The organism is Enhydrobacter sp., assembly GCF_030246845.1.
In the GTDB taxonomy this organism is placed as follows: Bacteria; Pseudomonadota; Alphaproteobacteria; order Reyranellales; family Reyranellaceae; genus Reyranella.
The window spans coordinates 1,321,947-1,345,066 of sequence record NZ_CP126889.1 but is presented as its reverse complement, the minus strand read 5'-3'; the positions used below and the strand labels follow the sequence as shown (position 1 = coordinate 1,345,066).

The following is a 23,120-nucleotide window of genomic DNA, read 5'->3' as shown; positions in this document are numbered from 1 at the left end:
CTTTTCGGTCAGGCTTCGCCGACCGTCTCGAGGATCGAGGCGGTCAATGCGTCGGCCGGCGTCTTGCCAGCCCACACGACATACTGGAAGGCGGGGTAGAAGCGCTCGCTTTCACTGATCGCCACCTCGACCAGATCGTTGAGCTGCTCGGGTTTGAGGCCTTCGGTGCCGCGCAGGGGGATGGCGTGACGGAACATCGGCAACCCCTCCTCGGTCCAGAGGTCGAAGTGGCCCATCCACATCTTCTCGTTGATCAGTGCCAGCAGGCCATGGATCTCCGGATGGCGCTCGGCCGGGATGCGGACGTCGTAGGCACAGGTGAAGTGCAGCGCCTCGACATCCTCGCGCCAGCTGAAGAACATGCGGTAGTCGCACCAGCGGCCCGCCACCTCGACGGCGATCTCGCGCTCGGATGTTCGATCGAAGGGCCATTCGTTGGCCGACACGAGCTTTTCGATCATCTCGAGCGGGTTCAGATCGACCTTTTGCTTGCTCCGCTCGTGTCGCGATAACGCCATCGACCGACTCCCCAACCATTCCGCTCTGCGGCTCGCATAGACCGTTCTTGAAAAGCGGTTGGTCGATATATCGTGGTGGGTACCCAGCAACCCACAACCACTAGCCTGCCACAAGGGCGAGTCGGGGTGCAATAAGAAATCCGCCTCGATTCCGGAAAAGAGTCAGCGATTCCAAAAATTTAATCCCCAGCATCCGAAGTCGGATGCGTCGGGGTTCGCCAATCGAATCGCTCGGCCGGCCGCTTCGTGCCATCTCCCGGACCGGTGGACAGGCATTCGTTGCCCACCCTGCAAAATTGCACAATGCTCGCTGCCGGAATTGTCCCGAGTTGAGTGGAGAACCAGCAGAGCCGACTGGCAACGAGGCCACACGCGGGGAGAGCCCAATGTTCAATCAGGTCCTCGATCCGACGGGAAATCTGTTCCTCAGCTGGCTGATTGCGCTGGTGCCGGTGGCGCTGCTGTTGTTTCTCCTCGCCGTTCTACGGCTGTCGGCCTGGATAGCCGTGCTCATCGGCTCGATTGTGACCTACGCTATCGCTGCGTTGGTCTGGCATATGCCGACAGGCCAGGGCGCACTCGCCTATCTCTATGGCTCTGCGACCGGCGTGTGGAGCGTGGACTGGATCACGATCTGGGGCGTGATGCTGTTCAATACGCTGGTGGTCACCGGGGTGTTCGAGAAGTTCCGCCGCTGGCTGGTCGCGCAGGGCACCGCCGACGTACGTGTGCAGACGATGCTTTTTGCCTGGGCGTTCGGCGCGCTGCTCGAAGGGCTGGTCGGCTTCGGCTACCCATGGGCTTTCGTCGCGCCGATCCTGATCACACTCGGTATCCCCGATCTCGACGCCGTGCGGGTAGCGGCGCTCGCGAACAATGCGCCGGTCTCCTACGGCGCTCTGGGAGCGCCGATCATCGGGTTGGCCGCGGTGACGGGACTGCCACTTCTCGCCCTGTCGAGCTCGGTCGGCCATATAGTCGCCGTGCTGGCTCTGCTGCCACCGTGGGTTCTGCTCTATCTGGTGAGCGGTCGCCAGGGCATGTGGGAGGCATGGCCGCTCGCCATCGTCGGCTCGTTGGCCTATATCGCCGGCCAGCTTCCCGTCGCGGTCTATCTCGGCCCCTACCTGCCCGACGTGGCGGGCGCGATTCTTTGCTTCGTCTGCCTTCTGGCGCTGCTGAAGATCTGGCAGCCGGCGACGGTGCGCGGCTACGGCGGCGCGCCCTTGTCGGGCGAGGCGAAGGACCGGGCGACGGGCGAGGCGCACGGCCTCAGCGGTGGCGAGATCGTCCAGGCGTGGCTGCCGGTCATCGTCCTTGTCGTGATCGTGGTGCTGTGGACCGGGCCGTGGTCCAGGATCCCGGCCTACGTGCCGTTCAAGGCGTCCGTGGCAGCGGGATCGGCGCTCGAGCCGGGCAAGACGGTGGCGGCGGCCTTCTCCTGGGCACCCGGGGTGGGTGGCACCGCGATCGCGGTGTCGTGGCTCGTCATTGCCGTGCTGTTGCGCGTGAACGGCACGCAACTCGGCGAGATCGTCCATCGGACCTGGCAGCAGATGTGGGGTGCCTGCCTCGTCGGCGTCTTCATCTTCGGCCTCGCCTATGTGTTCAACTACTCCGGCATGGCGGCGTCGCTCGCCTTCGGCTTCTCGAAGATCGGCGTGCTGTTCATCGTCGTGGCGCCGATCCTCGGCTGGATTGGCGTCGCGCTCAGCGGCTCGAACACCTCGACCAACGCCATGTTCGGCGCCTTCCAGCTCGCCGTCGGCAAGATCCTGGGCTTCCCGCCGGTTCTGCTGCCGTCGCTCAATTCGGTCGGCGCCGAGGTCGGCAAGCCAGTGGCGCCGCAGACCGCGAGCGTCGGTGTCTCGACCAGCCGCTTCGTGCGCAACGAAGGCGAGGTGATCCGCCACAATATGGGCTGGACCTTCATCATGCTGGTCTGGCTGATCGTGATCGGCGTGGCGTTCTACCTGTTCGTGCCGACCACGCGCGTCCTCGGTTAGGAGGGCGGGCGACTCATTCCGCCGCGAGCCTGCGCGCCGCGCGCGGATCGCGGGTGAGAAGACCGTCGGCAAGATCGCGCTCGATCAGCGAGTCGGGGCGCTCGGAGACGCGGCCGAAGCCGGCGCCGCCGCCCACGAACATCTCGACCACGTCGCCCTTGGCGAGATCGACGGCTGCCTTGCTGCGCAGCTCCTCGGTCCTGCCGTCGGCGCGGAAGACACGGCAATAGCCGCGCCGGCCCGGCTCGCCGCCGAACAGGCCCTCGGGGGCGAGGCGGAAGCGGTCGGAATAGATCGCGAGCTGCACGTCGTCCGTCAGGATCTCGCAGCGCCGCCAGAAGCCGGCGCCGCCGCGCCGCGCGCCGAGGCCGAAGGAGTCGGCGGCCAGCTCGTAGCCGACGACGCGGAAGAAGTCGTAGTCGATGTCGAGCGATTCGACCGGCGCATTGGAGCAGTTGCTGAGCGGCGAATCGACGGCATCGCAGCCATCGGCGTTCTTCGAGCCGCCATAGCCGCCGCCGAAGATCTCGAGGTAGACGCTGTAGCCCTTCTCGCCGAGATGGGAGAGACAGAAGGCGGTGGTGCAGTCGAAGCCGGTGGCGATCACCCTGTCGGGCAGGGCCTGCGCCATCGCCTTCATCACGGCGTTGAAGACGCGATAGGCCGGGATCATGCGCGCGCGCACCGGAGCCGGCGGCCGCGGATTCAGCAGCGAGCCATACGGCACCTTGATCCGGATCGGCCGCGCCATGCCTTCGTTGTAGGGAATGTCGGGGCTGGTCAGCCGACTTCACACAGGAAAGCGCGGCCGACAGCGTGCTCGAGTAGGGGCAGTTGAGATTGCGCTTCACCTGTGCGCAGGTGCCCTCGAAGTCCATCTCGACGGAATCGTCGGCGATCGTGACCTTCACCCTGACCGGCAGCGGATCGTCGGAGAGCCCGTCGTCGTCGATCGCGTCCTCGCCATGGTAGGTACCCTTGGGCGCCTGGGCGATGGCGGCGCGCACGCGGCGCTCGGAGTAGTCCTGCATCTCCTGCATCGCCGCCTCGACCTTGTCCGTGCCGTAGCGCTCGCAGAGCTGCTTCACGCGCAGGACGCCGATGGCGTTGGCCGCGAACTGCGCGTTGAAGTCGCCGATGGTGAGATCGGGCACGCGCACATTGGCGGTGACGAGCCGCTCGAACGAGCCGCCGTTCCAGTCGCGCTCGAAGCTGTAGCGGCTGGGAGGAATGCGCAGGCCCTCCTGATAGACGTCGCTGGCATGGATGTTGAGGCCCGGCGCGCCGCCGCCGAGGTCGAGATGATGTGCGACCGACGCCCCGAAGCCCACGACCCGGCCCGCAACGAAGATCGGCGTGAAGATGAAGACGTCGGGGATGTGCTGGCCGCCCTCGAATGGATCGTTATTGATCAGGAAGTCGCCTTCCTGCAGCGTCTCGACGGGGTGCCGCTTCAAGCAGGCGCGCAACGTCTCGCCGATCGGCCCGAGCTGCATTGGGATGAGCTCGGCCTGCGCCACCGTGTTGCCGAAGCGGTCCATCAGGCCGGCCGAGCCGTCGCGCGCCTCGCGCAGGATGGTGGAGTAGGCCGAGCGGATCAGCTTTACCCCCATCTCGCGCGCGCCCGCGATCAGCGCCTGGCTAATTACGGCATAGTCGATGGGATTGAGAGTGGCCGTCATGAGGCTCTCCGCAGCATAAGATTGTCGGCCGTATCGAGGGTGGCGGTCCAGCCGCCTGGCACCCAGGTCGTGGCCGTGTGACCTTCGATCACGGCCGGGCCTTCGAGGCGCTGGCCGCGGGCCAGGGCTTCGGCGGTGTAGCGCGTGCACTCGATCCATGCCTCGCCGTGGAAGATGCGGGTCCGTTCCGGCCGACGCGCCGCGGCGGCTTCTCGGTCGAGCGTCGGCGCAGTGCCGATGGGCAGCGTCGCGCCGACGCGCAGGGTCACGATCTCGACCGGCCGTTCGAGCGTCGCGCCATGCATGAAGGTGCGGTGATGCGCGTCGGTGAACAGCCCGGCGAGATAGGCCGCGTCGAGTGAGCCCAGCCGGCCGGCGGGAATTTCGACGCCGACCTCGAACGCCTGGCCTACGAACCGCATATCGAGCGTGTGCGTGTACACGAGCTCACCCGGCAGCTTCATGTCGGCGAACTGGGCGGCAAGCCGCGCGCGCATCTCGGCAAAAATCTTGGCCGCGTCGCGAGCCGCCGCCTCGTCGAGCTTCATCTTGCGGGTCACGGCATCGAACTTGGTGTAGTCGGAGGCGACCAGTCCGTAGGCGGAGATGACACCGGCATTGGGCGGCACCACGATGGTGGCGATGCCGAGCTCGTCGGCGATGCGCGCGGCATGCAACGGGCCGGCGCCGCCGAACGGCACCAGCGCGTAGTCGCGCGGGTCGCGGCCGCGCTCGGTCGAGACGAGCTGGATCGCGCGGACGATGTTGGCGTCGGCGAGCTGCAGCGCCGATGCCGCGGCCTGCTCGACCCCGAGGCCGAATCGGTGCGCGACCGACGCAAAGACCTCGGCGGCGGCTTCGGCGTCGAGCTTCATGCGGCCGCCGAGAAAGGCCGCCGGCCGGATCGTGCCGGTGACCACGTGCGCATCGGTGATCGTCGGCTCGCCCCCGCCCCGTCGGTAGCAGGCGGGACCCGGATCGGCGCCGGCGCTCTGCGGGCCGACACGCAGCATGCCGCCGTCGTCGACCCAGGCGATCGAGCCGCCGCCTGCGCCGACCGACACGATGTCCAGCACCGGCGTGCGGATCGGCAGTCCGTCGATCTCGCTCTCGGATGCCAGCGACGGCCGGCCGTCCTGCACCAGGCAGACATCGGTCGAGGTGCCGCCCATGTCGAAGGTGATGAGGTCCCTGAAGCCAGAGCGCGCCGCCTGGCGCGTGGCGCCGACCACGCCTGCCGCCGGTCCGGAATAGAGCGCGGTGATCGCGCTCTGGCGCATCGCTTCGGCGGGCAGCCGGCCACCGTTCGACTGCATCACCGTGAAGCGGCCCTTGAAGCCTGCGTCGGCGAGCTTGTGTTCGAAGCGGTGCAGGTAGCCATCGACCACCGGCTGGACGTAGGCCGAAAGCAAGGTGGTCGAGGCCCGTTCGAACTCGCGGAACTCGCGGGCCACCTGGTGGCTGCAGGTGACCAGCACGTCCGGCAGCGCGTCGGCGATCAGTGCCGCAAGCCGCTTCTCGTGTTGCGCATTGGCGTAGGCGTTCAAGAGGCAGATCGCGGCGGCGCGATAGCCGCCGGCCCGAAGAGCGGGAATGAGCTCGGCACGCACTGTCGCTTCGTCGAGCGGCGTCTCGACCGAGCCATCGGCACGCAGGCGCTCGCGCACCTCGAAGCAATCCTTGCGGCGCACCGGGGGCGCGGGCTTGGCATAGAAGAGGTCGTAAATGTTGCGCCGGTCGTGGCGCTGCATGAACAGCAGGTCGCGAAAGCCCGCGGTCGCGACGAAGGCGACCGATGCGCCTTTGCGCTCCAGCACCGCATTGGTCGCGACCGTCGAGCCATGGCCGAGATCTTCGATGCGGGCGAGGTCGATGCCCGACGCCGTCAGCGCCGCAAAGGCACCGATATCGGGCGACCGCGGCGTGCTGGGCACCTTGGTGACGACAACACGGCCTCCCTCGACGGCGACCAGATCCGTAAACGTGCCGCCGACCTCGACGCCGACGCGCATACGCTATGGCCCCGTGTTCATCAGCCGCGCCTGCAGGTCGGCGATCTGCTTCTTCAGCTCCTCGTTCTCCTCGCGTGCCTTGGCAGCCATCGCCTTGACCGCCTCGAACTCGTCGCGCCGTGGAATGTCCATGCCGTCGAGGACCTTCGCGATCTGGTCGCGCACGCGCGCCTCGACCTCGTCCTTCATGCCGGTGAGCGCTCCCATGGCGCCGTTGGCGAGCTTCGTGAGATCGTCGATAAAGGGGTTGCGGGTCTGCATGATGGGACTCCTGATGCAGCGAGTATGGGCGGCTGATAGCATCCCGCGCAAGGATGCCGCCGGGACGGGAGGAACGCCGTGAGTCTTGTGAAGGTCGAATCGAGCGAGGGTATCACCACGATCACCATGGCGCGCGCCGAGAAGCGCAACGCGCTCACGCAGGAACTGTGCGACGGCCTGTACGACGCCTGGCGCGCCTTCGAAGCGGGCAGCGACCACGTTGCCATCCTGCAGGCCGACGGGCCGGCCTTCTGCGTCGGCGCCGACCTCAAGGATCCGCCTGCCGCCATGTGGAAAGCCGTTCCCGACGTCTCCCACAAGCTCAGCAAGCCGGTGATCGCGGCTACCCAGGGCTGGGTGATCGGTGGCGGCATCTGCCTCGTCATGACCTGCGATCTGATGGTCGCAGCCGATACCACGAAATTCATGTATCCCGAGGCCAAGGTGGGCGTCTTCGGCGGCCTGATGCCGGGCATCGTTTCGCGCATGCCGCACAAGGTGGCGATGGAACTTCTCCTGCTGGGCGAGGAGATTGCGGCCAGGCGGGCCTACGACGTCGGCTTCGTGAACAAGGTCGTGCCGCTCGGCGAGGAGCGCAAGGAGGCGCGGCGGATGGCAAGCGTGATCGCGGCCTCGGCTCCGCTGGTGATCCGCACCCTGCGTGATTTCGCCAACCAGACCCTGCCGCGCGGCCCGGCCGAGATCTTCGTGCCGCAGCGCTACAAGCTCGAGCAGATCGCGACCAGCGAGGATCGCAAGGAGGGAACAGCCGCCTTCCGCGAGAAGCGGCCGGCGCGGTTCAAGGGGCGCTGACGAGGCGAAAGGGGGGGGGGAGGCGCACATGGGCAAGCTCCTGTTGGTCGGCTGCGGCAAGATGGGCGGCGCCATGCTGGAGGGCTGGCTGGCGCGCGGCCTCGCACCCGCCGATGTGATTGTCGCCGAGCCGGTCGAAGGCCTGCGGCCTCGCAAGCCCGGGCTGCGGACGGTGGCTTCGACGGCCGAGGTCAGCGAGACACCCGGGATCGTCGTTCTGGCGGTGAAGCCGCAAACGATGGATGCGGTGCTCCCCGACCTCAGGCGGTTCGCCGACGAAGGGGCGGTGTTCCTGTCCATCGCGGCCGGCAAGACCTTGAGCTATTTCGCCCGCCATCTCGGCACGACCGCCAAGGTCGTGCGCGCCATGCCCAACACGCCCGCTGCCGTCCGCCAGGGCATCAGCGTGGCAGCGGCAGCCGACGGCGTGTCGGCGACCGAGAAGGCAAGATGCCAGGAGCTGCTCGAGGCCGTGGGGCAGGCCCTGTGGGTCGAGGACGAGGCGCTGATGGACCCCGTGACGGCGCTCTCGGGCAGCGGGCCGGCCTACGTCTTCCTGTTGGTCGAGGCGATGGCCGCCGCCGGCGCCAAGCTCGGCCTCGCGCCCGACATGGCGATGCAGCTCGCACGCGCGACGGTGGCCGGCAGCGGGGAATTGCTGCGGCGGTCGACCGAACCGGCGGCGCAACTGCGCGTTAATGTCACCAGCCCCGGCGGAACGACCGCTGAAGCTCTGAAGGTTCTGATGGCCGCCGACGGACTCCAACCCATCTTCGACAAGGCGCTGGCAGCGGCCTCGCGCCGCTCGAAGGAACTGGCCGGATGAGCGAGGTCCGGGACCGCGCGCTCGACGCTTTTCTCACTCTCGTCGCCGAACGGGGATTTGCCGGCGTGAGCCTGCATGATGTTGCGCAGGCGGCCGGGCTCGGCCTGGGCGAGCTCTATCGTCTTTTCCCCGACAAGGTTTCGCTGGTGGCCGCCTTCATGGCACGGACCGATGCGCAAGTCCTTGCCGGCACGCCGCGCGAGCGCGATCCCGAGGAGACGGCGCGCGACCGGCTGTTCGACGTGATGATGCGCCGTTACGACGCGCTGGCGCCGCATCGCGACGCTTTGCGCGAGATCCGGCATGCCACGACCCGCGATCCGTTGCTTGCCCTGGCGCTCGGTCAGTCCTTCCGACGGGCAATGGCGGCCATGCTGGAAGCGGCCGCACTGCCGAGCGAAGGCTTGGCCGGGGCGCTGCGGCAGAACGGCCTTCTGGCCATTCACTACGCCGTATCGCGCGTATTCGACCGCGATGAAACGAATGATCTCTCGAAGACCATGGCCGCCCTCGACCATCGGCTGAAGACAGCGGAGAGATGGGCACAACTATTTGAAAGTTATAGGTTTTCCTCTCGAAGACGAGCGCCTGACACGCCTGCGCCATGAATATTTTGTGCAATGCACAAAAGCCTCTTGACTTCGCGGCTGCAAAACATAGATTTCGCTCCGTTGTGCAGTGCAGCATGACACCGACTTTTCAGCCCAGCCCAGTCGTCTCAGGAGATTTCCCATGTACACCAACGGCAGCTTCAAGAACCCCTTCACCGATTTCGACTTCAGCAAGTTCGCCGGCGACTTCAAGTTCCCGGTGGTCAACGTCGAGTCGATCGTCGAGAGCAATCGCAAGACCTTCGCCGCCATCACCACCGCCAGCAGCTCGGCCGTCGAGTCGCTGAAGACCATCGCCCAGCGCCAGGGTGATATGGTCCGCACCGCGCTGGAGGACCTCTCCAAGCACGGCAGCGAGGTCCTGGCCGCCGCCACGGTGGAGGAGAAGGCCGCCAAGCAGATAGACTTCGCGAAGAAGAGCTATGACGCCGCTCTCGCCAATGCCAGGGAGCTCGGCGACCTCTATGCCAAGGGCCAGACGGAGGCTTTCGGCGTGATCAACGAGCGCATCACCGAGCTCGCCGACGAGGTCAAGGCCGCGATCGCGAAGAAGTAAGTCCGCGAGCCGCGCTGATCGCATGGGCCGTCCTGCGCAGGACGGCCCTTTTCTTTTGGCCGATCGTCCGTAGGGTTCGGGCCATGACCACCATCGCCTATGACGACTTTGCCAAAGTCGACATCCGCGTCGGCACCGTGCGGGCGGCGCGTCCGCTCGACGGCGCACGCAAGCCCGCGATCGTCCTCGAGATCGATTTCGGGCCGGAGATCGGCATCAAGAAATCCTCGGCCCAGCTCACCACGCACTACTCGCCGGAAAGCCTGGTCGGCCGGCAGGTCGCGGCGGTCGTCAATTTCCCGCCGCGCCAGATCGGCAAGTTCATGTCGCAGGTGCTGACGCTCGGCTTTCCCGACGACGGCGGCTCGGTGGTGCTGATCGTGCCGGACAAGCCGGTCCCGAACGGCGGCAGGCTCTTCTAGAAGACCTTGTGGATCCAGCCGTACGGATCGGGGGTGCGGCCGCGCTGGATGCCGACCAGCGTCGCCTTCAACTCCTCAGTCTTGGCGCCCGAGCCGCCGTTGCCGATCCTGAATTCGCCGTCCTTGCTGCGCACCGTGCCGATCGGCGTCACGACCGCGGCAGTGCCGCAGGCGAAGGCCTCGCGCAGGCGGCCGGTGCCGGCATCGCTGCGCCACTGATCGATCGAATAGCGTTCCTCGCGAATCTCGAGACCCTTGTCTTTGGCCAACGTGATCAACGAGGAACGGGTGATCCCGGGCAGGATCGTGCCGCCGAGCGGCGGGGTCGACAGGGAGCCATCGTCGAAGATGAAGAAGACGTTCATGCCGCCCAGCTCCTCGACCCAGCGCTGCTCCTTGGCGTCGAGGAACACCACCTGGTCGCAGCCGTGGCGCGTGGCCTCGGCCTGGGCGAGCAGGCTCGCGGCGTAGTTGCCGCCGCACTTGGCGACGCCCGTGCCGCCCGGCGCGGCGCGCGTGTAGTCGGTCGAGACCCAGACCGACACCGCTGGCGCGTCGGTCTTGAAGTAGGCGCCGACCGACGAGGCGATCACCATGAAAAGGTAGTCCGACGAGGGCTTCACGCCGAGGAAGACCTCGGTGGCGAACATGAACGGGCGCAGATAGAGGCTGCCGTCGCCGTCCGGTATCCAGGCGCGATCGGTGCTGACCAGCAGATCGCAGGCATCGAGAAAGGCCTTCTCCGGCAGCACGGGCATGGCCAGCCGCTCGGCCGATCGCTGGAAGCGCCGGGCATTCTCCTCGGGGCGGAACAGCGTCGCACCGCCGTCGGCGGTGCGGTAGGCCTTCAGTCCCTCGAAGATCTCCTGGGCGTAGTGCAGGACGGCGGCGGCGGGATCCATGGAGATCGGCGCGCGCGGCTCGATCCTGGCATCGTGCCAGCCCCGGGAATCGCTGTAGCGGATGGTCACCATGTGGTCGGAGAAGACGCGGCCGAAGCCCGGATTCTTCAGGAGCTCCGCGCGCTTGTCGGCCGGAGTCGGCGACGGATGCGGCACGCGGGCGAAGCTAAGCGACTGGGTCTTGGACATTTTTTCTCGAAGCTGGTTGCCGGCACTATAGCACAGGGCGGCCGGTCACAAGCATGTCGGGGCTCAGAGCGGAATTCTCACCGCCACGCGCAGGCCGCCGAGCGGCGAGGCGGCCAGCGACACGTCGCCGCCATGGCTGCGCGCCACGTCGCGCGCGATGGTGAGGCCGAGACCGACCCCGCCGGTATCGACATTGCGCGACTCGTCGAGGCGGTAGAAGGGGCGAAACACGTCCTCATAGCGGTCGGGCGGGATGCCAGGCCCGTCGTCGTCGACAATGACCTCGACCGAGGTGCGGCCGCGAACGGCCTGGATTTCGGCGCGCGTGCCGTGGCGCAGCGCGTTCGAGAGAAGGTTGGTGAGGCAGCGCTTCATCGCCAAGGGCCGCAGCTCGACATGCATGTCGCCTTCGAAGCTCAGTCCGACATCGGCATTGTCGCGTCTGGCTCCGGCGACCACCTCCTCGAGGATCTCGGCGAGATCGACCGGCGCCGTCTCCTCGTCGCCCTCGCCGCGCGCGAAGGCGAGATAGCCCTCGATCATGCGCTCCATATCGGCGACGTCGTCGTTCAGCTCCCGGGTCTCGGGCGAGTCGGGCAGGAGTGCGAGCGAGAGCTTCATGCGCGTGAGCGGCGTGCGCAGGTCGTGACTGACGCCCGCCAGCATCTCGGTGCGCTGCTGGATGGAGCGGCTCAGCCGGATGCGCATGGTCTGGAAGGCGCGGGCGGCGTTGCGCACCTCGCGCGTGCCGCCGGAGAAGGCGAAGTCGGGAATGTCGCGCCCCTTGCCGAGCGCATCGGCGGCGACCCCGAGATGCTCGATCGGCACCAGCTCGCGGCGCATGAACCAGATGGCGAGGCCGAACAGAACGAGGGCGAGGCCGAGCTGCGCCAGCACGTAGGCGAAGCTCGAGCCGAAGGTGAGGCGAAGGTGCGGCACCCGCACCGTCATGATGTCGCCGTTGTTGAGCTGGACCTCGAGCAGGAGCTGGTCGCCGCCGACGTCGTTGTCGATGAAATAGGGTCGCTTGAGATCGGCGTCGAGCGCTCCCTGCACCTCGCGCCCCACGATGTCGTAATGATCGGGCGGCTTCCACTGCTCGATGATTCCCCGGCGGAAGCTCACATCCATCAGGAGATCGACCTGCGCATGGTGGATGATCCAGCGTCTGTGCGCCTCGTCGGGGAAGTCGTGGTGCAGCGCGATCAGCGCCCTGAGATCGCGCACCAGCAGGAAGGCCAGCCGATTCGTCACATTGTCACCGCGCTGGCTGTAGAACCACCAGGCGCTGAGTGCCTGCAGGAGCAGCATCGGCACCACGATGATGATCAGCGCGCGTGCGAACAACGTCTGGGGCGAGTGGCGATCGGCCCACACCGCGATCGTCTCGAACAGATCGCTGATCCGTCTCATCGGGAACGACTCAAGCATCGACAAGGCGATAGCCCTGGCCGCGAACGGTGCGAAGGTAGCGCGGAAAGCCGGGGTCGGGCTCGATCTTGCGGCGCAGCCGCGTCACCTGGACATCGATCGCGCGTTCGTTCATTCCGCCGCCGACGCTTCGGCACAGCGCTTCGCGGCTCAGAACCTCGCCCATGTGCGCGCTCAGCGCGCGCAGCAGAGCGGTCTCGGCCTCGGTCAGCGGCATACGCCTGCCGTTCTGCGTGAGTTCTCCCAGCTCCAGATTGAACTGCATCGGCCCGAAGGTCACGTTGCCGGCGGCGATCTCGGTCGGCCGGCCGCGCCGCAGCACGCTCTGGATCCGCAGGAGGAGCTCGCGCGGCTCGAAGGGCTTGCCGAGATAATCGTCGACGCCCGCCTCGAGGCCGGCGATGCGGTCCCTCGGCTCGCCTCTTGCCGTCAACATCAGAATCGGCACGGTATCCGTGCGCCGCAGCTCGGCCGCGAAGTCGAGGCCCGTCTCGCCCGGCATCATGACATCGAGCACGATCAAGTCGAAATCGAGGACAGCCAGCCGTTCGCGGGCCTCGGCGGTGCTGCCGGCCACCGTGACGCGCAAGGCGTTGCGCGAGAGAAAAGACTTCAGGAGATCGCGCAGGCGCGTATCGTCATCGACGACCAGAATATGGGGCTTGTCGGCTGTGCCATCCATGCCGGTCAGCGGCCGCCCGCTCGCACGCGCTTGTCGATCTCGATGCGCTCGACGGGATCGAGAAGGCCGAGCAGCACCTTGCGGAAGCCGTCGACGGCCTCGGCGCCGGTCTCGCGATAGGCGCGCGCGAAGCGCTGGCTCTGCCGCTCGGTCAGCTCGCGCTCGAGTGCCTGGCCTTTTTCGGTGAGCCACAACCTGCGCTCGCGCCGGTCCCGCGGGCCGCTCTTCTGCTCGACATATTGCTGCTCGAGCAGGTCCTTCAGCACGCGGCTGATCGACTGCTTGGTGACCTTGAGGATCGACAGCAGGTGCCCCACGGTCTGGCCGGGATGGCGGCCGATGAAATAAAGCGCGCGATGGTGCGCGCGGCCCAGCTGGTAGCGCTTGAGATGCTGGTCGATCTCGAAGGTGAAGTCGCGATAGGCGTAGAACATGAGTTCGATGCCTTGTCGCAGCTCTTCGTCACGCAGAAACAGCGGGTTAGCGGGAGGCCTCGTTTCCACCATCACGGACATGTCTTCTGCGTTGGCGGCGGCACTATAGAGCGTCAGAGCTCTCGTTGACACCGCGCACTGATCGCCGAACTCACGGCCATCCGTCGATCGTCAGGGCCGAAGCGTTAGCGGACTTGGCGCTGCCTGGAAACAGCAGTCTTGACTAGGTCAGCAGTATTGACATATTTGGGTCAAAGATTGCGTACGAGGGTGGCTGAAAGACCGCTTCGGGATCATTTGATCGGAGAAATGGCAATGTCCTTAACAATGGCGGATCGCGACGGCTGGATCTGGTGCGACGGGGAGCTGGTTCCCTGGCGCTCGGCGAACATGCATGTACTGACCCACGCGCTGCACTACGGCTCGGCCGTGTTCGAGGGGGAACGGGTCTACGAGGGCCGAGTGTTCCGGCTCGCGGCCCACAGCGCCCGGCTGATCAACTCGGCCCGCCTCCTCGACTACGATCTGCCGTGGACGCGCGAGCAGATCGACGAGGCCACACGGGCGGTGGTGAAGGCCAACGCGCTCGCCAGCGGCTATGTCCGGCCGATCGCCTGGCGAGGATCGGAAGTGATGGGCGTGTCGGCAATCGGCACGACGGTGCATCTCGCCATCGCGCCATGGGCGCAGGAGGGCCGCCTCTCGGTGCAGCCGAAGCCGGGCGGCATCAAGGTCACCATGGCCGGCTATCGGCGACCGTCGCCGGAAGTCGCGCCGGGTGGCGCCAAGGCGGCCGGCCTCTACATCATCTGCGGCATCGAGAAAGACCGCGCCCTCAACGCTGGCTTCGATGACGCCCTGATGCTCGACTGGCAGGGACGGCTCGCCGAGTCGACAGGCGCCAATGTCTTCCTGACGATGGGCGGCAGGCTGGTGACCCCCAAGGTGGAGAACTTCCTCGACGGCATCACGCGGCGCGCTGTGATCGGCATGGCGCGAAAGCGTGGATGGACGGTCGAGGAGCGCGCGGTGATGCCATGCGAACTGGATGACGCGGCCGAGATCTTCCTGTGCGGAACGGCGGCCGAGATCGTGCCGGTCGGCGCCATCGATACACATCGCTATCAGGTCGGGCCCATGAGCGGGACCTTGATGGCCGACTACGCCGAGCTGGTGCGCCAGCCGGATTGCGAGGGCTTCGGCGAATCCGGGCATTTCGCGCAGCCGGCATCTGCGAAGGCGGCATAGCGCGACGGCTTGACAGGGTGGCCTTGCCGCAGTCTGTTTACCATATGTCCGAGGGGTGTCCGGTCTCCGCGAGGAGGCTGGTCTGAGACAGCCGGAACGGCTGAACCCTTTGAACCTGATCCGGGTCATGCCGGCGAAGGAACGGGAGCCAGCGGTTGAGCCAGTCGAGCGTCATTGTCGTAGGTGCCGGCGTCGCAGGACTTTGTTGCGCGCTCGAGCTCTCCGAAAGTGGATATGCCGTCGAGGTGGTCGAGCGCGGCCGCGCGCTGGGCGATGGCTGCTGCTCGTGGATGGCGGGCGGCATGCTGGCGCCGTGGTGCGAGCGGGCCACCACGGAGCCGGCGGTCGCCCTGCGTGGAGCGCCGTCGATCGACTGGTGGGTGCGCCACTTCGCCGGCACGGTCCGCCAGGGAAGCCTCGTCGTGGCGCAGGCCCGCGACATGGGCGAGCTCTCGCGCTTCGCCGGGCGCACCGGGAATTTCCAGTGGGTCGACGGGGAGCGCCTTGCCGAGCTCGAACCCGATCTCGCCGGCCGCTACCGCCGCGCGCTGTTCTTTCCCGATGAAGGGCATCTCGATCCCCGTCGGGCGCTGGCGGCGCTTGCCGATGCCTTGCGCACCCGCAGCGTGCCGATCCGCTTCGGCGTCGACTTTTCGCCCGCAAGATCGCGGCACGGCCTGATCGTCGATTGCCGGGGGCTCGCGGCAGGCGACGCGCTTTCGGATCTGCGCGGCGTGCGCGGCGAAATGCTGGTGATCCGGTCGCGCGATCTCGAGTTCTCTCGGCCGGTGCGCATGCTGCATCCGCGCATCCCGCTCTACGTCGTGCCGCGCGGCGCGGGCATATTCATGGTGGGCGCCACGATGATCGAAAGCGAGGCGCGCGGCGGCCCGACGGTGCGCTCCGCCGTCGATCTCCTGAACGCCGCCTATGCGTTGCATCCGGCGTTCGGCGAGGCGGAGATCCTCGAGATCAACGCCGATGTACGGCCGGCCTTTCCGGACAACTTGCCGGCGGTGCGGCAGAAAGACCGGATCCTCTATGCCAATGGCCTTTATCGTCATGGCTTCCTGCTGGCGCCCGCGTTGGCGCGCGAGGTGGCCGAGCGGACGGCCGAGTTGCTTCCTTCCCTGGAGACCATCGATGCGGATCTACGTGAACGGCGACCAGCATGAGGTTGAGCCCGGCACGCTTGCGGGCGCGCTGGATATCCTGGGTTACGGCGGGCGGAAGATCGCGACGGCGGTGAACGGCCGCTTCGTTTCCGCCAGCCTGCGGCCCACGACCAGGCTTGTCGACGGCGACAAGATCGAGGTCGTGGCGCCCATGCAGGGGGGCTGACCGATGGCCTTCTACGGCGTCGAACTGAAATCGCGGCTGCTGCTCGGCACGGCGCGCTACCCTTCGCCCAAGATCCTGGCAGAGGCGATCCGGGCGTCGAGGGCGGAGGTGGTGACCGTTTCCCTGCGTCGCGAAGCGGGACCCGAGCGAGCCGGGCAGAGCTTCTGGTCGCTGGTGCGCTCGCTCGGCGTGCGGGTGCTGCCCAATACCGCGGGCTGCCACACGGTGAAGGAGGCCGTCACGACCGCGCACATGGCGCGCGAGCTCTTCGAGACGTCGTGGGTCAAGCTCGAGGTGATCCGCGACGAGGACACGCTGCAGCCCGATGTCTTCGGCTTGGTCGAGGCGGCGCGCGTGCTGGGCGAGGAAGGCTTCGAGGTCTTTCCCTATACGACCGAGGATCTCGCGGTGGCCGACCGCCTCGTCGAAGCGGGCTGCCGCGTGCTGATGCCGTGGGGCGCGCCGATCGGTTCGGCGCGAGGCCTCAACAACGTCTATGGCCTGAAAGCCTTGCGCGCCCACTTCCCCGACGTGCCGCTCGTGGTCGATGCGGGGCTCGGCGTGCCGTCCCATGCGGCGGCGGCCATGGAGCTCGGCTACGACGCCGTGCTGCTCAACACTGCCGTGGCCGAGGCCGGCGATCCCGTGGCGATGGCCAGGGCCTTTGCGCTTGCCATCGAGGCCGGCCATACGGCGTTCAGGGCCCAGCCGATGGAGCCGCGCGACATGGCTGTCCCGTCGACGCCCACCATCGGTCGGGCGGCGCTGGGAGATTGACCATGATCGACCGCTTCTATCCCGTCGTTCCCGATGCCGATTGGGTAGCGCGGCTGGTGCCGGCGGGTGCCCGCTTCATCCAGCTCCGCATCAAGGACCAGCCCGATGAAGAATTGCGTCGCCAAGTGCGGGTGGCCAGGGCAGTGTGCGCCACGCATGGCGCCGACCTCATCGTCAACGACTATTGGCAGATCGCCATCGACGAGAAATGCACCTGGGTTCATCTCGGCCAGGAGGATCTGGTGGGCGCTGACGTGAAGGCGATCCGTCGCGCCGGCCTTCTGCTGGGCGTGAGCACGCACGATCACGCCGAGCTGGAGAAGGGGCTCGCGGCCAATCCCGACTATGTGGCGCTCGGCCCGATCTATCCGACGCTGCTCAAGAAGATGCCGTGGGCGCCGCAAGGGCTGGAACGAATCGGCGAATGGAAGAAGCTGATCGGCAACAAGCCCCTGGTGGCGATCGGCGGCCTGACGGTCGAGCGCGCCAAGCTTTGCCTCGCGGCCGGCGCCGACTCGGCTGCGGTGGTGGGCGACATCGTCAACCATGCCGATCCGATGGGCCAGACCAAGGCGTGGCTCGCCGCCACGCGCGTGCCGGCATGACGGACCGGTACGCACGGCAAACGGTTCTCGACGAGGTCGGTAGCGCAGGCCAGGCTCGGCTTGCGGCCGCCTCGGTGCTGGTCGTGGGCGCCGGCGGCCTCGGTTGCCCGGTGCTGCAATATCTCGCCGGCGCGGGCGTCGGTACGCTGCTGATCGTCGACCACGACACGGTCGAGGAGAGCAACCTCCATCGCCAGCCGCTCTACGGCATGGCTGACATCGGCAAGGCGAAGGCCGAAGCGGCCGGTGCGATCCTGCGCCGGTTCAACCCGGATCTTGCCGTCGAGACGATCGTCGAACGTCTCACGCCGCAGAACGCTTCGGAACTGGTCGCGCGGGCGGCCGTGATCGTCGACGCCGCCGACAGCTTCGCGGTGACCTACATCCTGAGCGATGCCTGCGCCGCGGCGGCCAAGCCGCTCGTGAGCGCGTCGGCGATCGGCCTTACAGGCTATGCCGGCGCCTTCTGCGGGGGCGGACCGAGCTATCGCGCCGTGTTTCCCGACGTGTCCATCGACGGCGGAACGTGCGCGACGGTCGGCGTGCTCGGTACGGCCGTGGCGGTGCTGGGCGCCCTGCAGGCGCATCTGGCGCTGCATCTCCTGTTGAAGCTCGAGCCCACGGTGCTCGGTCGCGTCGTGACCTTCGATGCAAAGAAGCTCGCCTTCGGCGGCTTCGGCTTCGAAGGCAGTCCGGAGCCGGAGGCGGCCGTGCCCTTCATCGCGCCTTCCGCTGTCGGTCCGGACGATCTCGTCGTCGACCTGCGTGGCTTAGACGAGGCGCCCGTCTCGCCGTTCGCCGGCGCAAGACGGCTCGATGTCGACCATGTGGAGGAAATCGTCACGCAACCTCCGCCCTCGCAACGCATTGTCCTCTGTTGCCGCAGCGGGCAGCGGTCCCTCATGGCGGCCGACCGGCTGCGCGGCCGGGGCCTTGCCAATCTCGCCCTGGTGGCCTTGGGGTGATCGACGGGGGCACTTGATCGACGGAGAGCTGTCATGACGCATGTCACCGATCAGACCGTGCTCAAGCATATCGAGCACCTGGTTGAGGAAGAGAAGCGGCTCTACGGCAAGGGCACGATCTCGGACGAGGAAAAGGAACGGCTTGGCTCGATCAATGTCGAGCTCGACCGATGCTGGGATCTTCTGCGCCAGAGGCGCGCCTTGCGCGAGTTCGGCCGCAATCCGGACGACGCGCAAGTGCGGTCGGCCAAGACGGTGGAGAACTACCAAGGATAGCCGGCGTAGCTCCGGCCTGGCCATGCATGCCGGACCGAGCCCGGCGGTCGCGGCGTTCAGGAGGCCTTCTTCTCCCATCGGGCGGCGGCCTTGTCGTCGCCCTCCTGTGCGTCCACCCATTTCTCGCCGGCCGGCGTTTCCTCCAGCTTCCAGAACGGCGCCTTGGTCTTGAGCCAGTCGACCAGGAATTCGCAGGCCTCGAACGCTGCCTCGCGATGGGGCGAGCCGACAATGACGAGGACGATGCGGTCGCCCGCGGCGAGTCGCCCGTGGCGGTGGACAATCAGCGTGGCTTCGAGGGGCCAGCGGCGATGGGCTTCTGCCTCGATCTCCTCCAGCGCCTTCTCGGTCATGCCGGGATAGTGTTCCAGCGTGAGCGCCTCGATAGGCTCGCGATGCAGGCCTTCGCGGACATGCTTGTCGCGGACCAGGCCGACGAACAGGGCGAGCCCGCCGATGCGCCTGTTGCTCCCGGTCAGCGCCTCGATCTCGGCGCCAACATCGAAGTCGGCTTCCTGGACCCGTACGGCCATGAGCCTATCCTCCCGTGAACGGAGGGAAGAACGCGACCTCCGTGGCGCCGGCAAGCGGCGCGTCGAACGGCGCGGTCCTTTTGTCGACCGCCGCGCCGAAGGCCGCACCTTCGGCCAGTGCCTCGGCATGTCCGTCGCTGCGCGTGCGCAGCCAGGCGACGAGGTCCCCTACGGTGCGCACCTCGGCCGGCGGCTCGACCTGCTCCTCGGCGACGCCGACCGTGCGCTTCATCCAGGCGAAATATCTCACTTTCATTCGGCGCTGCCCGGCGGTGCGTCCTCCGCCATGTGGCGTAGTCCGGTCCGCAGATAGTCGTAGCCCGTCACCAGGGTCAGGCCGGCAGCGATCCAGATCAGGCAGAGACCAATGGTCGTGACCCAGCTTGCCGCGGCATTCCCCACGAGCAGGAAGGCGATGGCCGTCATCTGAACGGCCGTCTTCCATTTGGCGAGCTGGCTCACCGGCAAGCCGACATGCAGCTCGGCCAGGAACTCGCGCAGGCCGGAGACGAGGATCTCGCGCGCCAGGATGATCAGAGCGGCGAACACGTGAACGCCGCCCAGCGGGCCGTCCTGGACCAGCATGACGAGAACGGCAGCCACCAGCAGCTTGTCGGCGATCGGGTCGAGAAATCGGCCGAGCCGCGAGATCTGGTGATAGCGGCGGGCGAAATAGCCGTCGAACCAGTCGGTGATCGCCGCGGCGGCAAACAGGAACACCGCCACCCAGGGCGACCACGGCCGGTCGAGCCATTGGCAGGCGACGACCAGCGGGATCGCGAGGATACGCGACAGGGTGAGGATGTTCGCGGTGTTGAGCATGATGGTCACAAGAACATAAAGCCCATCGGCCGCCGCCTGTCATCCCGGGGCGAGAAGAAAGGGTTCATCCTGCGCCTCGGAAATGGTCGTGGATCTTGCGGGCGAGGGCATCGGAAATGCCGGGAACGGCCTTGATGTCCTCGAGCGTCGCCACGGCCACGGCGCGGGCGCTGCCGAAATGGTGCAGCAGGGCACGCTTGCGGCCGGCACCGATACCCGGCACCTCGTCGAGGGCCGAGCGCATGATGCCGGCGGTCCGCCGCGTGCGGTGCGTGCCGATCGCGAAGCGATGCGCCTCGTCGCGCAGGCGTTGCAGGAAATAGAGCACGGGATCGCGTGGCTCCAGGGAGAAGGGCGGGCGACCCGGCACGAAGAAGCGCTCGCGTCCGGCATCTCGATCCGGCCCCTTGGCGATGCCGACGGTGGCGATGTCCTCGAGCCCGAGCTCGGTCAGCACCTGACGGACCGCCTCGACCTGACCCTGGCCGCCGTCGATCAGCACGAGATCCGGCCAATGCTCCTCGTCGCGTTCGGGATTCTCCCTGAGTGCGCGGCCGAACCGCCGGCTCATCACCTCGCGCATCATCGCGAAGTCGTCGCCGGCCGCCCCTTCCGTCCGGATGTTGAACTTGCGGTACGCATTTTTGATGAAGCCGTCGGGGCCGGCCACGATCATGGCGCCGATCGCGGCGGCGCCTTGTATATGGCTGTTGTCGTACACCTCGATGCGCTCGGGCGGCGCGTCGAGGCCGAACACCCGCGCCACCCCCTCCAGCAGCTGGCGCTGCGTGCCGCGCTCGGCCATGCGGCGCGCCAGCGCCTCTCGCGCATTGGTGACAGCCTGATCGAGGGCATCCTTCTGGTCGCCGCGCCGGGGATTGCGGATCTCGACCTTGTGGCCCGCCGAGAGCGCGAGCGCGCTTTCCAGAAGCTCGGCCTCGGCCACTTCGTGGCTCGTGAGCACGAGCCTGGGCGCGGGCCGCGACTCGTAGAACTGCCCGATGAAGGCCGACAGCACCTGCGACTCGTCGAGCTCCTTGCCGTGGCTCGGGAAGTAGGCCCGGTTGCCGAGATTCTGGCCGGCGCGCAGGAAGAAGACCTGCACACAGACCTGCCCGCCCTCGGCGTGGGCGGCGAAAATATCGGCCTCGTCGATCGAATGCAGGCTGATCGACTGGTGCGACTGGATGTGGGCCAGCGCCTTGATGCGGTCGCGCAGGACGGCGGCCTGCTCGAATTCGAGCTCGGCCGAGGCCCGTTCCATCCGCTGCGACAGCGCCTGCTGGACCTCGCGGTTGCGACCGCCCAGGAAGTCGCGCACCTCGTCGACGATCCTGTCGTACTCGGGCTTGTCGATACGGCCGACGCAGGGCGCGGTGCAGCGCTTGATCTGGTACTGCAGGCAGGGTCGGGTGCGGGTCGAGAAGACGCCGTCGGAGCAGGACCGCAGGGGGAAGGCGCGCTGCAGCGCATAGAGGGTGCGGTTGACCGCGGTCGCCGAGGCGAAGGGACCGAAATATTCGTTGTCCGGCTCGCGCGTGCCGCGATGCTTCGCAAGCTGCGGCCATTCGGTGTCGCGGCGGATGACGATGTAGGGGAAGGACTTGTCGTCGCGCAGCAGCACGTTGAAGCGCGGCCGGAAGCGCTTGATGAGATTGTTCTCGAGGAGCAGCGCCTCGGCCTCGCTGTCGGTGACCGCGAACTCCATGGTCCGTGTCGCCGACACCATGCGCATCAGGCGGGTGGCCAGCCGCGTCGGCTGTGTATAGGCGGCCACGCGGCTGCGCAGCGACCTCGCCTTGCCCACATAGAGGACCTCGCCATCGCTGGCGATCATCCGATAGACTCCCGGCTTGCGTGGCAGAGTACGGACAAGGTCGGCGATGATCCGCATGCCGTCGGCGAGCGATCCTTCGCTCGGCGGCTGTTCGATGTCGGTCTCGTTGCTCACGACGGTGTGGGGAAGTCTGTGAAAAAGCCGATCGCATAGGCGACGTTACATCGGCGTCACCGTATTGACTCAATGTAGTCAGGGTGGCAACGGCCTGCCACCCCGAAGCTAATTTATTGATATGAAATGGCTATTGGGCATAGGTGCTGTCCACCGAGAATGATCGCGGCAGCCTGCGTTCCTGTTTTTCCCCAATCGTTTGTTACATTCCCATATGTGGATAACTTCCGGCGTTTCAAAGCACGGCTAGCATTCTGCCGACCAGGGGGTGGCGAACCACATCCTTGTCCGCCAACCGGACGACCGCCACGTCCGGAAGCCCCTCGAGGCGCTGGGCGATGGCCCCCAGGCCCGAGAGTTCCGGCAGCAGATCCGTCTGATCGGGATCGCCCGTCATCACCATCGTCGAGTGCCAGCCAAGTCGCGTCAGCAGCATCTTGATCTGGCCATAGGTGCAATTTTGCGCCTCGTCGATCAGCACAAAGCTGTTGTTCAGCGTCCGGCCACGCATGAAGGCGACCGGGGCGATCTCGATGGTGCCGTCGTCCAGGTTCTGGCGCAGGCGTTTTGCCCCCAGGCGGTCGTTCAGGGCATCCCACAGGGGACGGAGGTAGGGGTCGAGCTTCTCGCGCATGTCGCCGGGCAGGAAACCGAGCGTTTCCCCGGCTTCGACCGCCGGGCGGGAAAGGACGATGCGCGAAACGGTTCCCGCCTCGAGTGCCTCCACGGCGGCGGCGATGGCAAGGTAGGTCTTGCCGGTTCCCGCCGGCCCGACGGCGATCGTCAAAGGCTTGGTTTCGATTGCCTCCATCAGAACCCGCTGATTGTCGCTGCGTGGCCTGATTTTTCGGACGTAGCTCTGATCCCGATCATTGGCCGGCGTATGGTCGAAGACGAGATTGTGAATCCGGTTGTTATCGATGGCATGAAGCTTGGCGCGGCGGGCGGCGCGTTTTGCCATATTCATACTCCGGGGTCAGAAGCGGGTGAGTGAGGCCGGGCACCCGAAAGCAAGAACGCCTCCGCAAGCGGAGGCGGGGGGCGATCGGCGGCAAGTCGGAAGGTGCGGCGCACAACGCACACGGCGGTCATTCCACCGATGGTCTTGGTTCCGTCGGGGCGCTTGGTCCTCGAACGGATAGGCACCTCCTTCACTTACCGACCGAAGCCTACGCCGATCCCCGCGAGCGGGCTACAATATTTATGGACGTCACGGACATTTCATACAATGAATGCGCGGATGGCTTGGAACGCCTT

Annotated in this window: 26 protein-coding genes, 1 pseudogene and 1 riboswitch; of the genes and pseudogenes, 13 read left to right on the top strand and 14 right to left on the bottom strand. The window is 66.9% G+C overall.

Annotated features, from left to right (window positions below; all coding sequences use genetic code 11):
- Positions 1-8: 8 nt before the first annotated feature.
- Positions 9-518: a YbjN domain-containing protein gene (locus OJF58_RS06895; RefSeq protein ID WP_300783016.1), complete on the bottom strand. Its 510-nt coding sequence runs from the start codon at positions 516-518 to the stop codon at positions 9-11.
- Between the two features lie 386 nt (positions 519-904).
- On the opposite strand from OJF58_RS06895, the gene OJF58_RS06890 reads away from it, so the two are divergent.
- Positions 905-2,524 (top strand): L-lactate permease, encoded by a 1,620-nt coding sequence (locus tag OJF58_RS06890; RefSeq protein WP_300783015.1) that lies wholly within the window; start codon positions 905-907, stop codon positions 2,522-2,524.
- A 13-nt stretch (positions 2,525-2,537) separates the two neighbouring features.
- Here the strand turns inward: OJF58_RS06890 and OJF58_RS06885 are convergent, their stop codons facing one another.
- The 4 genes and pseudogenes from OJF58_RS06885 to OJF58_RS06870 form a co-directional block, all read right to left on the bottom strand.
- A complete protein-coding gene (locus OJF58_RS06885; RefSeq protein WP_300783014.1) occupies positions 2,538-3,275 on the bottom strand; it encodes a hydantoinase B/oxoprolinase family protein in 738 nt (245 codons plus the stop codon).
- A 94-nt stretch (positions 3,276-3,369) separates the two neighbouring features.
- Positions 3,370-4,137 (bottom strand): annotated as a pseudogene (locus OJF58_RS27095) (hydantoinase B/oxoprolinase family protein); the annotation flags it as partial.
- A 65-nt stretch (positions 4,138-4,202) separates the two neighbouring features.
- Positions 4,203-6,218, bottom strand: a complete 2,016-nt coding sequence (locus tag OJF58_RS06875) for a hydantoinase/oxoprolinase family protein (RefSeq protein ID WP_300783010.1) — start codon at positions 6,216-6,218, stop codon at positions 4,203-4,205.
- 3 nt (positions 6,219-6,221) lie between these two features.
- Positions 6,222-6,479, bottom strand: coding sequence for an accessory factor UbiK family protein (locus OJF58_RS06870; RefSeq protein WP_366526823.1), 258 nt, complete (start codon positions 6,477-6,479; stop codon positions 6,222-6,224).
- Positions 6,480-6,557: 78 nt separating this feature from the next.
- On the opposite strand from OJF58_RS06870, the gene OJF58_RS06865 reads away from it, so the two are divergent.
- The 5 genes from OJF58_RS06865 to OJF58_RS06845 all read left to right on the top strand — a co-directional run bounded on the left by OJF58_RS06865 (position 6,558) and on the right by OJF58_RS06845 (position 9,707).
- The gene (locus OJF58_RS06865; protein WP_300783008.1) at positions 6,558-7,292 is read left to right on the top strand and encodes an enoyl-CoA hydratase-related protein; all 735 of its coding nucleotides are present in this window, start codon (positions 6,558-6,560) and stop codon (positions 7,290-7,292) included.
- Positions 7,293-7,320: 28 nt separating this feature from the next.
- On the top strand, positions 7,321-8,118 hold the full coding sequence (proC, locus tag OJF58_RS06860; RefSeq protein ID WP_300783006.1) for a pyrroline-5-carboxylate reductase: 798 nt from the start codon (positions 7,321-7,323) through the stop codon (positions 8,116-8,118).
- Positions 8,115-8,726: a TetR/AcrR family transcriptional regulator gene (locus OJF58_RS06855; RefSeq protein WP_300783004.1), complete on the top strand. Its 612-nt coding sequence runs from the start codon at positions 8,115-8,117 to the stop codon at positions 8,724-8,726. Before proC ends, OJF58_RS06855 begins: the two co-directional genes overlap by 4 nt.
- Positions 8,727-8,850: 124 nt before the next feature.
- Positions 8,851-9,285, top strand: a complete 435-nt coding sequence (locus OJF58_RS06850; RefSeq protein WP_300783002.1) for a phasin family protein — start codon at positions 8,851-8,853, stop codon at positions 9,283-9,285.
- Between the two features lie 83 nt (positions 9,286-9,368).
- Positions 9,369-9,707 (top strand): tRNA-binding protein, encoded by a 339-nt coding sequence (locus OJF58_RS06845; protein WP_300783000.1) that lies wholly within the window; start codon positions 9,369-9,371, stop codon positions 9,705-9,707.
- Here the strand turns inward: OJF58_RS06845 and OJF58_RS06840 are convergent.
- From OJF58_RS06840 to OJF58_RS06825, 4 genes are all read right to left on the bottom strand, one after another.
- Entirely contained in the window at positions 9,704-10,798 is a 1,095-nt protein-coding gene (locus OJF58_RS06840) for a branched-chain amino acid aminotransferase (RefSeq protein ID WP_300782998.1), read from the bottom strand. The genes OJF58_RS06845 and OJF58_RS06840 overlap by 4 nt on opposite strands.
- A 63-nt stretch (positions 10,799-10,861) precedes the next feature.
- Positions 10,862-12,211 carry an ATP-binding protein gene (locus OJF58_RS06835; RefSeq protein WP_300782996.1) on the bottom strand — a complete coding sequence of 450 codons (1,350 nt, stop codon included), beginning with the start codon at positions 12,209-12,211 and terminating at the stop codon, positions 10,862-10,864.
- 10 nt (positions 12,212-12,221) lie between these two features.
- Complete coding sequence (locus OJF58_RS06830) at positions 12,222-12,911, bottom strand: response regulator (RefSeq protein ID WP_300782994.1); 690 nt, start codon at positions 12,909-12,911, stop codon at positions 12,222-12,224.
- Positions 12,912-12,916: 5 nt separating this feature from the next.
- The gene (locus OJF58_RS06825) at positions 12,917-13,345 is read right to left on the bottom strand and encodes a MarR family transcriptional regulator (RefSeq protein ID WP_300782992.1); all 429 of its coding nucleotides are present in this window, start codon (positions 13,343-13,345) and stop codon (positions 12,917-12,919) included.
- Between the two features lie 315 nt (positions 13,346-13,660).
- Between OJF58_RS06825 and OJF58_RS06820 the strand changes: the two genes are divergently transcribed.
- The 7 genes from OJF58_RS06820 to OJF58_RS06790 all read left to right on the top strand — a co-directional run bounded on the left by OJF58_RS06820 (position 13,661) and on the right by OJF58_RS06790 (position 18,557).
- Positions 13,661-14,593: a branched-chain amino acid aminotransferase gene (locus OJF58_RS06820; RefSeq protein ID WP_300782988.1), complete on the top strand. Its 933-nt coding sequence runs from the start codon at positions 13,661-13,663 to the stop codon at positions 14,591-14,593.
- 41 nt (positions 14,594-14,634) lie between these two features.
- Positions 14,635-14,752: riboswitch (TPP riboswitch) on the top strand.
- A complete protein-coding gene (locus tag OJF58_RS06815; RefSeq protein WP_300782985.1) occupies positions 14,749-15,768 on the top strand; it encodes an FAD-dependent oxidoreductase in 1,020 nt (339 codons plus the stop codon). (Overlaps the previous riboswitch by 4 nt.)
- Entirely contained in the window at positions 15,737-15,934 is a 198-nt protein-coding gene (gene thiS, locus OJF58_RS06810; RefSeq protein WP_300782982.1) for a sulfur carrier protein ThiS, read from the top strand. The genes OJF58_RS06815 and thiS overlap by 32 nt, the downstream gene beginning before the upstream one ends.
- 3 nt (positions 15,935-15,937) lie before the next feature.
- Positions 15,938-16,711, top strand: coding sequence for a thiazole synthase (locus tag OJF58_RS06805; protein WP_300782980.1), 774 nt, complete (start codon positions 15,938-15,940; stop codon positions 16,709-16,711).
- Positions 16,708-17,316 (top strand): thiamine phosphate synthase, encoded by a 609-nt coding sequence (locus tag OJF58_RS06800; protein WP_300782978.1) that lies wholly within the window; start codon positions 16,708-16,710, stop codon positions 17,314-17,316. Before OJF58_RS06805 ends, OJF58_RS06800 begins: the two co-directional genes overlap by 4 nt.
- On the top strand, positions 17,313-18,281 hold the full coding sequence (locus tag OJF58_RS06795; protein ID WP_300782976.1) for a HesA/MoeB/ThiF family protein: 969 nt from the start codon (positions 17,313-17,315) through the stop codon (positions 18,279-18,281). The genes OJF58_RS06800 and OJF58_RS06795 overlap by 4 nt, the downstream gene beginning before the upstream one ends.
- Positions 18,282-18,314: 33 nt before the next feature.
- Positions 18,315-18,557 (top strand): DUF2630 family protein, encoded by a 243-nt coding sequence (locus tag OJF58_RS06790; protein WP_300782973.1) that lies wholly within the window; start codon positions 18,315-18,317, stop codon positions 18,555-18,557.
- Between the two features lie 56 nt (positions 18,558-18,613).
- Here OJF58_RS06790 and OJF58_RS06785 read toward each other — a convergent pair whose 3' ends face one another.
- The 5 genes from OJF58_RS06785 to OJF58_RS06765 form a co-directional block, all read right to left on the bottom strand.
- Entirely contained in the window at positions 18,614-19,090 is a 477-nt protein-coding gene (locus OJF58_RS06785; RefSeq protein ID WP_300782972.1) for a molybdenum cofactor biosynthesis protein MoaE, read from the bottom strand.
- 4 nt (positions 19,091-19,094) lie between these two features.
- On the bottom strand, positions 19,095-19,346 hold the full coding sequence (gene moaD / locus OJF58_RS06780) for a molybdopterin converting factor subunit 1 (protein WP_300782969.1): 252 nt from the start codon (positions 19,344-19,346) through the stop codon (positions 19,095-19,097).
- The gene (gene pgsA / locus OJF58_RS06775; protein WP_300782967.1) at positions 19,343-19,912 is read right to left on the bottom strand and encodes a CDP-diacylglycerol--glycerol-3-phosphate 3-phosphatidyltransferase; all 570 of its coding nucleotides are present in this window, start codon (positions 19,910-19,912) and stop codon (positions 19,343-19,345) included. Before pgsA ends, moaD begins: the two co-directional genes overlap by 4 nt.
- Before the next feature lie 64 nt (positions 19,913-19,976).
- A complete protein-coding gene (gene uvrC, locus OJF58_RS06770) occupies positions 19,977-21,863 on the bottom strand; it encodes an excinuclease ABC subunit UvrC (RefSeq protein WP_366526822.1) in 1,887 nt (628 codons plus the stop codon).
- A 235-nt stretch (positions 21,864-22,098) separates the two neighbouring features.
- Positions 22,099-22,824 carry a PhoH family protein gene (locus tag OJF58_RS06765; protein WP_300782965.1) on the bottom strand — a complete coding sequence of 242 codons (726 nt, stop codon included), beginning with the start codon at positions 22,822-22,824 and terminating at the stop codon, positions 22,099-22,101.
- Positions 22,825-23,120: the final 296 nt, after the last annotated feature.

Coding starts and splice junctions, on each gene's coding strand:
- OJF58_RS06885 (WP_300783014.1), bottom strand. CDS start 3,275: ATGGCGCGGCCGATCCGGATCAAGGTGCCGTATGGCTCGCTGCTGAAT.
- OJF58_RS06870 (WP_366526823.1), bottom strand. CDS start 6,479: ATGCAGACCCGCAACCCCTTTATCGACGATCTCACGAAGCTCGCCAAC.
- OJF58_RS06765 (WP_300782965.1), bottom strand. CDS start 22,824: ATGGCAAAACGCGCCGCCCGCCGCGCCAAGCTTCATGCCATCGATAAC.
- pgsA (WP_300782967.1), bottom strand. CDS start 19,912: ATGCTCAACACCGCGAACATCCTCACCCTGTCGCGTATCCTCGCGATC.
- OJF58_RS06825 (WP_300782992.1), bottom strand. CDS start 13,345: ATGTTCTACGCCTATCGCGACTTCACCTTCGAGATCGACCAGCATCTC.
- OJF58_RS06840 (WP_300782998.1), bottom strand. CDS start 10,798: ATGTCCAAGACCCAGTCGCTTAGCTTCGCCCGCGTGCCGCATCCGTCG.
- OJF58_RS06875 (WP_300783010.1), bottom strand. CDS start 6,218: ATGCGCGTCGGCGTCGAGGTCGGCGGCACGTTTACGGATCTGGTCGCC.
- OJF58_RS06855 (WP_300783004.1), top strand. CDS start 8,115: ATGAGCGAGGTCCGGGACCGCGCGCTCGACGCTTTTCTCACTCTCGTC.
- OJF58_RS06820 (WP_300782988.1), top strand. CDS start 13,661: ATGTCCTTAACAATGGCGGATCGCGACGGCTGGATCTGGTGCGACGGG.
- thiS (WP_300782982.1), top strand. CDS start 15,737: ATGCGGATCTACGTGAACGGCGACCAGCATGAGGTTGAGCCCGGCACG.
- OJF58_RS06805 (WP_300782980.1), top strand. CDS start 15,938: ATGGCCTTCTACGGCGTCGAACTGAAATCGCGGCTGCTGCTCGGCACG.
- OJF58_RS06845 (WP_300783000.1), top strand. CDS start 9,369: ATGACCACCATCGCCTATGACGACTTTGCCAAAGTCGACATCCGCGTC.
- OJF58_RS06785 (WP_300782972.1), bottom strand. CDS start 19,090: ATGGCCGTACGGGTCCAGGAAGCCGACTTCGATGTTGGCGCCGAGATC.
- OJF58_RS06795 (WP_300782976.1), top strand. CDS start 17,313: ATGACGGACCGGTACGCACGGCAAACGGTTCTCGACGAGGTCGGTAGC.
- OJF58_RS06850 (WP_300783002.1), top strand. CDS start 8,851: ATGTACACCAACGGCAGCTTCAAGAACCCCTTCACCGATTTCGACTTC.
- OJF58_RS06895 (WP_300783016.1), bottom strand. CDS start 518: ATGGCGTTATCGCGACACGAGCGGAGCAAGCAAAAGGTCGATCTGAAC.
- moaD (WP_300782969.1), bottom strand. CDS start 19,346: ATGAAAGTGAGATATTTCGCCTGGATGAAGCGCACGGTCGGCGTCGCC.
- OJF58_RS06890 (WP_300783015.1), top strand. CDS start 905: ATGTTCAATCAGGTCCTCGATCCGACGGGAAATCTGTTCCTCAGCTGG.
- proC (WP_300783006.1), top strand. CDS start 7,321: ATGGGCAAGCTCCTGTTGGTCGGCTGCGGCAAGATGGGCGGCGCCATG.
- OJF58_RS06790 (WP_300782973.1), top strand. CDS start 18,315: ATGACGCATGTCACCGATCAGACCGTGCTCAAGCATATCGAGCACCTG.
- OJF58_RS06835 (WP_300782996.1), bottom strand. CDS start 12,211: ATGAGACGGATCAGCGATCTGTTCGAGACGATCGCGGTGTGGGCCGAT.
- OJF58_RS06830 (WP_300782994.1), bottom strand. CDS start 12,911: ATGGATGGCACAGCCGACAAGCCCCATATTCTGGTCGTCGATGACGAT.